This window comes from Nocardia sp. NPDC051321, assembly GCF_044455225.1.
GTDB lineage: Bacteria > Actinomycetota > Actinomycetes > Mycobacteriales > Mycobacteriaceae > Nocardia.
In genome coordinates this window covers 73,211-84,778 of record NZ_JBITEM010000001.1, presented here as the reverse complement: position 1 = coordinate 84,778, position 11,568 = coordinate 73,211, and the positions used below count along the sequence as shown (strand labels likewise).

The window sequence follows — 11,568 nt, the reverse complement described above, 5'->3', positions numbered from 1 at the left end:
GATGTTGAATAAATCTCATCCTGTCGGGTTCGACACCATTCTCGTCGCCAACCGCGGCGAGATCGCGGTGCGTGTCATCCGTACCTTGCGCGCCATGGGGATTCGCTCGGTCGCGGTCTACAGCGACGCCGACGCCGACGCCAGGCATGTGCACGAGGCCGACACCGCGGTGCGGCTCGGCCCGGCCCCCGCACGCGAAAGTTACCTCGCCATCGACAAAGTCGTGGCCGCCGCCGTGCGTACGGGCGCACAGGCCGTGCATCCCGGGTACGGATTCCTCTCCGAGAACGCCGCTTTCGCCGCGGCGCTCGCCGACGCGGGCATTGTCTTCCTCGGCCCGCCCGTCCGCGCGATCGAGGTGATGGGCGACAAGATCGCGGCGAAGAACACCGTGTCCGCCTTCAATGTCCCGGTCGTGCCCGGCATCGCCAGGCCGGGTCTGACCGACGCGGATCTGATCGACGCGGCACGCGAGGTCGGTTACCCGGTGCTGGTCAAGCCCTCGGCGGGCGGTGGCGGCAAGGGCATGCGGCTGGTCGAGGATCCCGCGCAGCTGCCCGACGCGCTGCGCAGCGCGCGCCGCGAGGCCGCCGCCGCGTTCGGCGACGACACGCTGTTCCTGGAACGCTTCGTCACCCGCCCACGGCACATCGAGGTGCAGGTCCTCGCCGACCAGTTCGGCAATGTGCTACACCTCGGCGAACGCGAATGCAGTCTGCAACGCAGGCACCAGAAGGTCATCGAGGAGGCGCCGTCGCCGCTGCTCGACGCCGCGACGCGGGCCAGGATCGGCGCGGCCGCCTGCAACACCGCGCGCAGCGTCGATTACGTCGGCGCGGGCACGGTCGAATTCATCGTCTCCGCCGATCGGCCCGACGAGTTCTTCTTCATGGAGATGAATACCCGGCTGCAGGTGGAACATCCGGTTACCGAGCTGGTCACCGGCATCGACCTGGTGGAATCCCAGATCCGGGTGGCGGCCGGGCAGAAGCTCGCGGTGGAGCAGGACGAGATCCGGATGATCGGGCACGCCATCGAGGCCAGGGTGTACGCCGAGGATCCCGGCCGTGGGTTCCTGCCCACCGGTGGCACGGTGCTCGATCTGTCCGAGCCCGAAGGCGTTGGCGTCCGGGTCGATTCGGGCTTGCGCGTGGGCACCGTGGTCGGCAGTGACTACGACCCGATGCTGTCGAAGGTCATCGCGCACGGCGCCGATCGGACCGCCGCGATCGCGAAACTCGATCGGGCACTTGACGATACGGTGCTGCTCGGGGTAACCAGCAATATCGAGTTCCTGCGCTTCCTGCTCGCCGACCCGAATGTCGCGGCAGGACACCTGGATACCGGGCTGCTTGACCGCCGGGTCGCCGACTTTCACCCGGCTCCGGTCGACGACGCGGCGTTCCTGGCCGCTGCCACTTATCGCTGGCTGCGACGGTGGCCGACGACGCAGCAGGATCCCTGGCACATTCCGTCCGGCTGGCGCATCGGCGACGCAGCGCCGACCAAGATCCGGCTGACCGGCGGTGATCGGACCGAACACGTCTACCTCACCGGCACTCCCACCGATGCGACGGCTCGCATCGATGGGGGCGAATCGACCTCTATTACAGCCGCTTTCGATAACAGCGTGCTGACGCTGACGCTGGACGGCATCCGTCACGAATATCGGATCGCCGAATACGACGGGCAACTGTGGCTGTCCGGCCCCTCCGGCAGTGCGCTGCTGCGCGAGATCCCCGAGGCGAGCGTCCGCGGCGGGACCGAACACGTCGGCGACGCCGAAATCAAAAGCCCCATGCCGGGTTCGGTGATCGCCGTGCAGGCCGACACCGGCGCCACCGTCGCCGCGGGCACCCCCGTGGTCATCGTCGAGGCGATGAAGATGGAGCACTCCCTCACCGCGCCCATCGCCGGAACCGTCGAAATCCTGGTCACACCCGGCACCCAGGTCCGCCTCGACCAAGTGCTGGCCCGCATCATCGCGACGCCCGTCGCCGAAACCCCCGAGACCGCCGAGCGAGAAGGAACCCCAGCATGACCGACTTCCTGTCCACCGGCGCATTGCCGCAGGAGTACCGCGACCTCGCCATGACCGTGCGCGATTTCGCGCGGACGGTGGTCGCACCGGTGGCCGCCGAGCACGACGCGAAGCACACCTTCCCGTACGAGGTGGTCTCCGGCATGGCCGACATGGGCCTGTTCGGCCTGCCGTTCCCCGAGGAGTACGGCGGCATGGGCGGCGACTACTTCGCGCTCTGCCTGGCCCTGGAGGAACTCGGCAAGATCGACCAGAGCGTGGCCATCACCCTGGAAGCCGGTGTCTCCCTTGGCGCCATGCCCATCTACCGCTACGGCAACGACAAACAGAAGCAAGAATGGTTGCCGCAGTTGACCAGTGGGCGTTCGCTCGCGGCGTTCGGGCTCACCGAACCCGGCGCGGGCAGCGACGCGGGCGGCACCAAGACCACCGCGATCGCCGACAGCGGTGATTGGGTGATCAACGGCAGCAAGCAGTTCATCACCAACTCCGGCACCGATATCACCACGCTGGTGACGGTGACCGCGGTGACCGGCCAGAGCGGCGGCAAGAAGGAGATCTCCACCATCCTGGTGCCCACCGACACCCCTGGCTTCGTCGCCGAACCCGCCTACAACAAGGTCGGCTGGAACGCCTCGGACACGCACCCGCTCAGCTTCACCGACGTCCGGGTGCCCGAAGAGAACCTGCTCGGCGAGCGCGGCCGCGGCTACGCGAACTTCCTGCGCATCCTGGACGAGGGCCGCATCGCCATCGCGGCGCTCGCGGTCGGCGCCGCACAGGGCTGCGTCGACGAGAGCGTGCGCTACGCCACGGAGCGCGAGGCATTCGGCCAGGTCATCGGCCGCAATCAGGCCATCGCCTTCAAGATCGGCCGGATGGAGGCACGGGCACACACGGCCCGCACCGCCTACTATGACGCCGCGGCCCTGATGCTGGCGGGCAAGCCGTTCAAGAAGCAGGCGTCCATCGCCAAACTGGTGGCCAGCGAGGCGGCGATGGACAATTCCCGCGACGCCACGCAGATCTTCGGCGGCTACGGATTCATGAACGAATACCCGGTGGCCAGGCACTACCGGGACAGCAAGATCCTCGAAATCGGCGAGGGCACAACGGAGGTGCAGTTGATGCTGATCGGACGGGAACTCGGACTGTGACGGATACCGATAACTTGCGCCGGGTCGTGCAGACCGGGATGTGGTTCGAGGAACTCGAAACCGAGGTGCTGTACGAGCACCGGCCCGGACGCACCATGACCGAGACCGACAACGTGCTGTTCAGCACGCTGACCATGAATCCGCAAGGGCTGCACATCGATGCGGCCTACAGCGAGGCTCAGGAGCCGTTCCATCAGCGCCTGGTCAACTCGCTGTTCACTCTCGGCACCATGGTCGGCCTCGCGGTCGCGCACCTGACCCAGGGCACCACCGTCGCCAATCTCGGCTTCTCCGAGGTGAAGTTCCCGGCGCCGCTGTTCCACGGCGACACCGTCTACGCCGAGACCGTCGTGCTGGACAAGCGGGTGTCGAAGAGCAGGCCGGGCGAGGGCATCGTGACCTTCCGCCATACCGCGCGCAACCAGCACGGCACCGTCGTCGCGGTCGCCGTGCGCAACGCGATGATCCGCCTGCGTCCCGAATCCGGAAAGCCATGACCTGGGAGATGCCGGGACCCGGGTGGCTGTTCTGTCCGGCGGATCGACCGGAGCGCTACGAAAAGGCCGCGGCCGCAGCGGATGTGGTGATCCTCGATCTCGAGGACGGTGTCGCCGCCGGGGACAAGGCGGCGGCGCGCAAGGCGCTCGTCGAGACGCCCCTCGACCCCGATTCCACGTTCGTCCGGGTCAATGCCGTCGGCACCGACGAGCACACCCGCGATCTGGCTGCCTTGGCCGACACCAGGTACCGGCGCATCATGCTGCCGAAATGCGAGTCGGCCGAACAGATCACCACGCTGGCCGAGTTCGAGGTGCTCGCGTTGATCGAATCCCCGCTCGGCGCACTGACCGTCGGCGACGCGATGACGGCGGACAACGCGATCGGCGTGATGTGGGGCGCCGAGGACCTCGTCGCCGGGCTCGGCGGCAAGTCGAGCAGGCACGCCGACGGCAGCTATCGCGACGTGGCCCGCCATGTTCGGTCCACTGCGCTGCTCGCGGCCAAGGCGTACGGGAAGTTCGCGCTCGACTCGGTGTATCTCGATATCGGTGATCTCGACGGCCTTCGTGCCGAGGCACTGGACGCGGTCGCCGTCGGATTCGACGCGAAGGTCGCCATCCACCCCAGCCAGGTAGCGATCATCCGCGCGGCGTACGCGCCGTCGGACGACGAGATCTATTGGGCTCGAAGGGTACTCGACGAAGTTCCGAAGCATCGTGGTGTGTTCGCCTTCGAGGGCCGCATGGTCGACGCCCCCGTCCTGCGGCACGCCGAGCAGATTGTGCGGCGCGCGGCGCGCGCCTGACCACCAGTTCGAACAGCCAGGAGGATCGCGGTGCAACCACAGTGGGTGCCGACCGAGCAGGATATCGCCGACGCCAGGATCACCGACTTCGCGAAGTTCGTCGAGGCCCGTACCGGCCTCGTCGCAGCCGACTACCACACGCTGTGGCAGTGGTCCGTCGATGAGCTCGCCGATTTCTGGCATGCGGTATGGGACTACTTCGAGCTCGGCGAGGTCGCCGGCGAGGTGCTCGCCAAAGCCGAAATGCCGGGTGCGCAATGGTTCCCGGGCACCCGGCTGAACTATGTCGATCAGCTCGTCCGCCAGTTCCGCAGCGACCGGCCCGCGATCATCGGGATCACCGAGGACGCATCGCCGCGCGAGGTGTCCTGGGCCGAATTGATCGACGACACAGCGGCATTGGCGCGCACCCTGCGATCGTTGGGGGTACAGGCGGGCGATCGGGTCGCGGGTTACCTGCCCAACATCCCCGAGACGATCGTCGCCCTACTCGCAACGGCCAGCATCGGCGCGGTGTGGAGTGCCTGCGGCCAGGACTACTCGGCCAAGGCCGCACTGGACCGGCTAGGCCAGCTCGAACCCACCGTGCTGATCACCGTGGACGGCTACCGATTCGGCGGCAAGGCGCACGACAAGCGCGCCGACATCGCCAAGCTGCAGGCCGGTCTCGGCACGCTGCGCGCCACGATCGCCGTTTCCCAGCTCGGCCTCGACGTCGCGGATGCGACCGCGTGGACCGACGCGATCGCCTACGACGAGGCCGCGCCCGCCGTGATCACCACGGAGTCGGTCGATTTCGACCATCCGCTGTGGATCGTGTTCTCGTCCGGCACTACCGGACTGCCGAAGGGCATCGTGCACGGCCACGGCGGGGTATTGCTGGAGCACCTCAAAGCCGTTGCGCTGCAATCCGATATCGGGCCCGCCGACACGTTCTTCTGGTACACCAGCCCGAGCTGGATGATGTGGAACTTCCAGGTCTCCGGCCTGCTGGTCGGCGCGACCATCGTCTGTTACGACGGCAGCCCTACCTATCCGGCACCGGATGGGTTGTGGCGCATCGCCACCGAGACCCGGACGACCGTGCTGGGCACCAGTCCCGGCTACGTGCTCGCCTGCATGAAGGCGGGTGCCGTGCCGCGCACCGAGCACGACCTGTCCGCGCTGCGCACGGTCGGCATCACCGGCGCGTCGCTGCCGACCTCGTCGGCACTCTGGTTGGGCGAGAACACCGGTGAGCACGTCCAGGTCAATTCCATCAGCGGTGGCACCGACGTGGTGTCGGCCTTCATGGGCGGCGCCCGCACCGTGCCCGCCTGGCCGGGAGAGCTGTCGACCCGTTTCCTCGGCGCCGCACTGGAATCGTTCGACGGCACCGGAGCGCCGGTCCGTAACGAGGTCGGCGAGCTCGTGATCACCAAGCCGATGCCGTCGATGCCGGTGCGTTTCTGGCACGACGAGGACGGAAAGCGTTATCACGACGCCTATTTCGATATGTACCCCGGCGTGTGGCGGCACGGCGACTGGATCACCATCACCGACCGCAACTCCGTCGTCGTGCACGGCCGCTCCGATTCCACCCTCAACCGGCACGGCATCCGGATGGGCAGCGCCGACATCTACCAGTCCGTCGAACGCCTCCCCGAGATCGCCGAGGCCCTGGTCATCGGTGCCGAACAGCCGGACGGTGGGTACTGGATGCCGCTGTTCGTCGTGCTCGCCCCCGGCGCCGAACTCACCGAGGACCTGAAGACCCGCATCAACAGCACCATTCGCACCGAGGTCTCCCCGCGCCACGTCCCCGACGAAATCCTCGTCGCCCCCGGCATCCCGCACACCCGCACCGGTAAAAAGCTCGAGGTCCCGATCAAGAAGCTGTTCCAGGGCGCCGAGGCGGCGCGCGTCGTCGAACGCAGCGCGGTCGACAACCCGGACCTGCTCGACTGGTACTCCGCGCAGCGACCCGGCACCGCAAGTTAGCGGCCCGCAGGTCAGGGGCCGCTACGCGCGTGCGTCTCGGTGGTAAGGATGCCGCGGCTGACGCACGCGCGTCGCGGCACCAAATCGGACCACCGCGTCAAGTACGGTTGATTACCTGCCGCGTTATAGACCCCACGGCATAGATCTCTTAGCGTGGTATGAAACAGGTTCGTCTCATACTCAACGAAGGTGGCATCGTGGCCGCACAGGACGTCCGGGAGCGTGACGAGACCACCGCCGCCTATCCGCCGGGGTCGCGGCTACCCGCCTTCGTGCAGAGCCTGCTGTTCCAGCTCGATCGCCAGCGCTTCGTGCCCGCCGTCGCACGCCGGTACGGCGACGTCTTCACGCTGCGCATCCCGCCGCTCGCCGAGCATGCGGTGGTGTTCTCCCGCCCGGAGCACATCAAGGAGATCTTCGCGGGCAACCCGCGTGACCTGCACGCGGGCGAGGGCAACCAGATCCTCGGCGTCGTGATGGGCCAGCACTCCCTGCTGCTGACCGATGAGGACGAGCACGCGCGCGCCAGACGGCTACTGATGCCCGCGTTCAACGGCTCGGCACTGCGCGGCTACCGCGATCTGGTCGCCGGTATCGCCGTCGCCGAAATCGACCGCTGGACACCGGGTTCCACGCTGATCACGCTCGACCGGATGAACGCGCTCACCCTCGAGGTGATGATTCAGGTGGTGTTCGGGGCCTCCGACCAACAGACCCGCGCCGAGCTCGCGCCGCGACTGCGCCGGATCGTGCACCTCAACCCGCTGGTGTTCCTCGGGTTCAAGTCGGGCGTGCTCCGCCGGGTCGGGCCGTGGAAGCGGTTCGCCGAGAATATGCGCGCGGTCGACGCCCTGCTCTACGCCGAGATCGCCGCGCGTCGAAGCGCGCCGGATCTGGCCGAACGCACCGATGTGCTGTCCCGGCTGCTGCACGCGGGCACCGGCGACGATCACGACCCGCCGCTCACCGACGCGGAACTGCGCGACCAGCTCATCACGCTGTTGCTCGCCGGCCATGAGACGACCGCGTCGGCGTTGTCCTGGGCGCTGTACGAGATCGCGACCCACCCCGACATCCAGGATGCGGCCCTGGTCGCCGCGCGCACCGGCGACGACAAGTACCTCGAAGCCGTCATGAAGGAAGCCATGCGGCTGCGCGTCATCATCAACGGCACCAATCGAAAACTGACCAGGGACATGACAATCGGCGGCAGGCGGCTGCCCGCGGGCACGGTGGTGAACACCTCGATCCTGCTCGCGCACCGCAGCCCCGACAACTATCCCGATCTCGCGGTCTTCCGGCCGGACCGCTTCCTGTCCGGCGAGGTGGCGCCGAACACCTGGCTGCCCTTCGGCGGTGGGGTACGGCGCTGCATCGGCGCGGGTTTCTCGCTGATGGAAGGCACCGCGGTGCTGCGGGAAATCATTGTGCGACATTCTCTTTCACGCCCTGATGGCGCGAGTCCGGAACGCGCGAAGACCAGGAACATCACCACGATCCCCGAAGGTAAGGCGCTACTGGTCATCACGCCGCGCGACTGATCGGGCAACGGCGTTCGAGGCCGCCGTGGCCGATCGGCTGTGGTGGCCCTCACCTGCGGCGACCCGCGCCTACGGGTCGCGGCGACGGCCGCGGGCTTCCGGCAGGTGCCGCCCCGATTCCGGGTGACCTGGCACACCCAGCCGGTCCGGCAGGCGCCCCGCACCGAGCCGTAGCCCGTCTCACCAGCCCTGATCAGTACGATGTCCGCATGAGTGTCGACAATCGCCGTACGGCGCGGAAGGCGAGCACCGGCGACTCGGCACCCCGGGAGGTCCGGCGCAGGCCGAAGAATCGGCGGGCGCAGATCGCCGCCGCCTCGGCCGCCGCGTTCGGCGCGCTCGGCTATCACGGCGTCAGCATGGAGGACATCGCCACCGGCCTCGGCATCAGTTCAGCGGCGCTGTACCGCCACTATCCGAGCAAGTACGCGCTGTTCCGTGAGGAATTGCTGCGGGTCGGCCGGGCGATGACCGAGTCGGTCGAGCTGCCGGAAGAGGCGGCTGCGTGGCCGCCCGAGCGGCGGCTGCGGCACGTGCTCGACGCGCTCATCGCCGTCACCATCGAGAACCGGCCGACCATCACCCTGGTGCGCTGGGAGGGCCGCTACCTGGAGCCCGACGATCTGACGCTGCTGAACGATCAGCAGTTCGCCGTGCTCGGCGCGCTCGGCAGCCAGCTCGCCGAGCTGCGGCCGGAGCTGACCGAGGACGACACTCGAATATTGCGCATGGCACTGCTGAGCACGATCACCAGCATCGCCGACCACCACGCCACCCTCCCGGCGAAATCTCTTGCCCGGCTGTTGAGTTCGGCGTGCCAGCCGATCATCGGCACGGAACTGCCCGCGGAGCGGGCCGCCGAGCCGGTCCAGGTGGTCGAGATCCCGGACTCCTTCAAACACGAACTGCTGCTGCGTAAAGCGGTCGAGCTGTTCCATGAGCGCGGGTATCCCAATGTCAGCGTGGAGGATATCGCCACCGCGGCGGGACTGTCCGCCGCCTCGGCGGTGTACCGGTTCTACCGCGGCAAGAGCGACCTGCTCGCCGCCGCGTTTCGCCGTGCCGCGGAACGGGTTTCGGGTGCGGTCGGTCCGGCGGTCGCGACCGCGGCGAGCCCGGAGGCCGCACTGACCACGCTGATCGACCAGTACGTCGCGGGGTCGTTCGCCGAGCGTGCGCTGACCTACGTGTATTACACCGAGTTCCAACATGTTCCGGCGGAGGAACGCACGGTGCTGCGAAACATCCAGCGGCTCAGTGTCGAAGAGTGGGCCCGGCTGCTGCGCGAGGTGCGCCCGGAGCTTTCCCCCGCCGAGGCGCGCTTCCTCATCCACGCCGCGTTCGCGTTGGTGGTGGATCTGGGTCGCGCGTTCGACAACCAGCCGATGGCGGCGCAGTGCCGGGTCCGGCTGTTGATGCAGGTGGTTCTTTTCGGTCGTCCCGCGGCCGCCTAGACCTCCCAGATCGGCGCGATCGAGGTACCGACCGGTCGTTTATGTTACTCGACATTCCAGACAGATGAATCGGAATAGCTAAAGGTAGCGGGCAGAATAGTACCCGCATTGTGATCTTCGATTCAGTTTGGTTTCCGGGGTCCAAGGCCCCGCTGCCGAGCGTCCGGTTCGGCTACCATCGCGGCATGGGTGCCCAGGAAGGCCGCGCCGCGGACAAGGCGTCCGACGGCACCGCCGCGCGCGTGGTTCGGCGGCGGCCGCGTGATCGACGGGCCCAGATCGCGGCGGCCTCGGCGGAGGCGTTCGGATCGGTCGGGTATCACGGCGTGAGCATGGAGGACATCGCGTCCCGGCTCGACATCAGCTCGGCCGCGCTGTACCGCCACTACCCGAGCAAGTACGCGCTGTTCCGCGAGGAGGCTTTGCGACTCGGCACACTCAGCGAGGCCGCGGTGCACCTGCCGGACCCGGTCCGCAGCCTGTCCGCACAGGCACGGCTCGGCCACGTCATCGACGCGCTCATCGCCTCCTCGATCACCAACCGCCGTAGTGCCGCGCTGCTGCGCTGGCAGCGCCGCTATCTCGAGGACGCCGACGCGGCGATCCTGGACGGTCAACTGGCCAAGGTGAATTCGGTCCTGATGTCGCTGCTCGCCGAGACCCGACCGGAGCTGGACCGGGCCGACCGAGCCGTGCTGTCGGCCGCGGTGCTGAGCGTGCTCAGCAGCATCGGCGATCACCACGTGTCGGTTCCGGTGCGCGCCTTGGCCACCCTGCTCGGTACCGCCTGCCGGTCGGCCGCCGACTGTGTGCTGCCTGCTGCCGCCCCGCACACCGAAACCCTTGCGGCCACCGAAATTCCGCTGACGTTCAAGCACGAGCTGCTGCTCGCGCGGGCGATCGAACTGTTCCACCGACGCGGTTATCCGAATGTGAGCGTCGAGGACATCGCCACCGCGGCCGGGCTGCCCGCCTCGTCGGCGGTGTACCGCTTCTACCGCGGCAAGGGCGATATCCTCGCGGCCGCGTTCCGCCGTGTCGCGGAACGGGTTTCGGCCGCGATCGGCCCGGCGGTCGCGGCGGCGGACGGGCCGGAGCAGGCGCTGACGACGCTGATCGAGCTATATGTGGCGGGCTCGTTCGCCGAGCGCGAGCTGACCTTCGTCTACTTCGCCGAGATCAGCAATGTGCCCGCCGATGATCGGACGGTGCTGCGAAACATTCAGCGGCTCAACGTCGAAGAGTGGGCCAAGCTGCTCGTCGGGGTCCGGCCCGAGCTGTCCGCCGCCGACGCCAGGCTGCTGGTGCACGCGGCCTTGGCCCTGGTCGTGGATCTCGGTCAGCGCTTCGGCTCCGACGACCCGGTGTGCTCGCGGCAGCGGGTAATTCACCTGATGCGGGTCGTGCTGTTCGGCCCCGACGGCGGCTGACTACGGCTGCGGCGGCGGTGCCAGCGGTGAGTTCACCTTGTTCACCAGCCAGCGGCCGTCCACCTTCTCCAGCCGCATCACCATGGACAGCTGGCCGGGTGCGGGCTTGCCCTGGGTGCCCATGCTGGTGATGGTCTGGCCGATCACCACGATGGCCTCGGCGGAGTTCTCGTCGCCGGACTTGATCGCGCACTGGACGTCGTTGACCTTCGACACCACCTCGCCCTGGGTGAGCACGTCGCGCAATTCCTTACTGGTGCTGTCGAATTGCTTCTTCCAGTCGCCGGTCGCGCCGCCGAGGACGGCGGCGAAGTAGTCGTCCAGTTTCTTGGCGTCGTAGTCGGCCAGGACCGGGGCGTACTTGCAGGCGGCGGTGCGCGCGTCCGCGTTGGCGTCGATGATCGCCTTGTTGCCCTTGTTCTGGAGGTAGAACACGACGGTCGAAGCAACTGCGGCGCAGAGCAATACGGCCGCTGCCGCACGGAGCGCGATCCGTCCGGCTCGGCCAGGGACCAGCCGGAAACGCATGGCCGCGAGCGGCGGTGTGTCCTGTTCCGGTTCGGCCGAAACTTTCTCTGCCGCAAGGCCGCTCGATTCAACAGGCGTCGGATCCTCGGTCGGCGTTTCGATCTCGCCCTCGGTGTCGTTCATCAGATGTG

At 67.8% G+C, this 11,568-nt stretch carries 10 protein-coding genes; 9 read left to right on the top strand and 1 reads right to left on the bottom strand.

Translation table 11 applies throughout. From position 1 onward, the window contains the following. Nucleotide 1 precedes the first annotated feature (1 nt). The 9 genes from ACIA8C_RS00450 (at nucleotide 2) to ACIA8C_RS00410 (ending at nucleotide 10,909) form a co-directional block, all read left to right on the top strand. A complete protein-coding gene (locus ACIA8C_RS00450; RefSeq protein WP_397130115.1) occupies nucleotides 2–2,041 on the top strand; it encodes an acetyl/propionyl/methylcrotonyl-CoA carboxylase subunit alpha in 2,040 nt (679 codons plus the stop codon). After that, nucleotides 2,038–3,198 (top strand): acyl-CoA dehydrogenase family protein, encoded by a 1,161-nt coding sequence (locus ACIA8C_RS00445; protein ID WP_397130114.1) that lies wholly within the window; start codon nucleotides 2,038–2,040, stop codon nucleotides 3,196–3,198. The genes ACIA8C_RS00450 and ACIA8C_RS00445 overlap by 4 nt, the downstream gene beginning before the upstream one ends. Then, nucleotides 3,195–3,695: a MaoC family dehydratase gene (locus ACIA8C_RS00440; RefSeq protein WP_397130113.1), complete on the top strand. Its 501-nt coding sequence runs from the start codon at nucleotides 3,195–3,197 to the stop codon at nucleotides 3,693–3,695. The genes ACIA8C_RS00445 and ACIA8C_RS00440 overlap by 4 nt, the downstream gene beginning before the upstream one ends. After that, the gene (locus ACIA8C_RS00435; protein WP_397130112.1) at nucleotides 3,692–4,504 is read left to right on the top strand and encodes an HpcH/HpaI aldolase/citrate lyase family protein; all 813 of its coding nucleotides are present in this window, start codon (nucleotides 3,692–3,694) and stop codon (nucleotides 4,502–4,504) included. The genes ACIA8C_RS00440 and ACIA8C_RS00435 overlap by 4 nt, the downstream gene beginning before the upstream one ends. 30 nt (nucleotides 4,505–4,534) lie before the next feature. Beyond that, the gene (locus ACIA8C_RS00430) at nucleotides 4,535–6,484 is read left to right on the top strand and encodes an acetoacetate--CoA ligase (protein WP_397130111.1); all 1,950 of its coding nucleotides are present in this window, start codon (nucleotides 4,535–4,537) and stop codon (nucleotides 6,482–6,484) included. 197 nt (nucleotides 6,485–6,681) lie between these two features. Continuing rightward, nucleotides 6,682–8,025 (top strand): cytochrome P450, encoded by a 1,344-nt coding sequence (locus ACIA8C_RS00425; RefSeq protein ID WP_397130110.1) that lies wholly within the window; start codon nucleotides 6,682–6,684, stop codon nucleotides 8,023–8,025. A gap of 39 nt (nucleotides 8,026–8,064) precedes the next feature. Beyond that, entirely contained in the window at nucleotides 8,065–8,199 is a 135-nt protein-coding gene (locus ACIA8C_RS00420; RefSeq protein WP_397130109.1) for a hypothetical protein, read from the top strand. Between the two features lie 35 nt (nucleotides 8,200–8,234). Next, nucleotides 8,235–9,479 (top strand): TetR/AcrR family transcriptional regulator, encoded by a 1,245-nt coding sequence (locus ACIA8C_RS00415; protein ID WP_397130108.1) that lies wholly within the window; start codon nucleotides 8,235–8,237, stop codon nucleotides 9,477–9,479. Between the two features lie 185 nt (nucleotides 9,480–9,664). Continuing rightward, nucleotides 9,665–10,909, top strand: coding sequence for a TetR/AcrR family transcriptional regulator (locus ACIA8C_RS00410; protein WP_397130107.1), 1,245 nt, complete (start codon nucleotides 9,665–9,667; stop codon nucleotides 10,907–10,909). Here the strand turns inward: ACIA8C_RS00410 and ACIA8C_RS00405 are convergent, their stop codons facing one another. Next, on the bottom strand, nucleotides 10,910–11,560 hold the full coding sequence (locus tag ACIA8C_RS00405; RefSeq protein ID WP_397130106.1) for a hypothetical protein: 651 nt from the start codon (nucleotides 11,558–11,560) through the stop codon (nucleotides 10,910–10,912). Nucleotides 11,561–11,568 lie beyond the last annotated feature (8 nt).